Raw genomic sequence first — 1,093 nt, forward strand, 5'->3', positions numbered from 1 at the left:
GTTAAGTCTGTTAAATTCGTGAGGTTCATTATCAAGCATTTTGGTTTCAAAAATTCTTCTGCGCAATAAAACTTTGATTTTGCCGGTTGACTTGACCGGTGACGGTTGGTTGTCAGGGATGAAGGGAGTTGTCGATTAAGGGGAGTAAGGGATAATCGGGTGATCGGTCTGGGGCGAGATCAGCTGCACGGATTTGGGTTTTAGCAGTTCTAAGCGATCGCTGAGATAATTTATTTTCTGAAAATAACTGGGATGATGACACTGAGGACACAAACAATGGTCATATAACCAGATGTTAATAAAACGGCTTCTCAGCCAGGGTGATCAAGCTATTGCTTAAAGTAACTTCTTCTCTATTTATCGTTTTTATTGGTTCTGTAACTTGTTGTTGACTCATAGTCTTCCTCCCTATGTAAGTGCGAATTGAGAAATTTCTTCATAGGTTTTCATGGCTCGTTGGAACATCGGTATATCTTCAGAACGAATTTCCCCGCTGGCCTCGGTTGGCGGCAGGATTCCTTTGCTATTTCCGAGAGTTTGATGCCACCTGCTATGTATTTCTTCTTTGCGCGAGTTTTCTTGCTTTATGCGCCCCTCGTTCCAATTCAACATTTCAGGCACAAATGCGATACCAACTGCTTGACAATAGGCTCTTAGAGTTTTTTCTGGAGCGCTCTGTAGGCGATCAGCTTCAACAACAATTGGTTTTTGATTCACTTCCTCTCTAACAACTTGCCACAATTCTTTGAGGGCATTAAAACCAAATTCTTCTTCTGTGGGAAATTCGTTTATTTTATACCATGACAGCAAACTTTTCTTTGGATTGCGGACGAGAAAGGTATTCACTAGCGGCTCATTGATAAACTCACGGTCGATATAGGGAAGCGCGTGATAAGCCATCTCTTTAATAAAAACTACAGGTAAACTCTGGGATTTGATGCGTTCTATCACCTGGTTCGTTCCGTAATCTAGGTGTTTTTCGTAATTCCCCATGCGATTGCTGCGCCGCCATTGGCTACAGTAATAGATATCCTGAAATGGTTCGTGTAAGGTAGCCGTATCTGGGCGTTGGGAAAAAGTTTTCTCAAAAGCG

Annotated in this window: 2 protein-coding genes; both read right to left on the reverse strand. The window is 42.2% G+C overall.

Annotated elements, in window-relative coordinates:
* Positions 1 to 112 precede the first annotated feature (112 nt).
* Complete coding sequence (locus F6K53_RS44835) at positions 113 to 277, reverse strand: hypothetical protein (protein ID WP_293087536.1); 165 nt, start codon at positions 275 to 277, stop codon at positions 113 to 115.
* A gap of 131 nt (positions 278 to 408) precedes the next feature.
* Positions 409 to 1,093 (reverse strand): sulfotransferase family protein (locus F6K53_RS44840; RefSeq protein WP_293087539.1); only part of this gene is annotated, 685 nt, incomplete at its 5' end.

The organism is Moorena sp. SIO4A1 (assembly GCF_010672065.1).
Lineage (GTDB): Bacteria > Cyanobacteriota > Cyanobacteriia > Cyanobacteriales > Coleofasciculaceae > Moorena.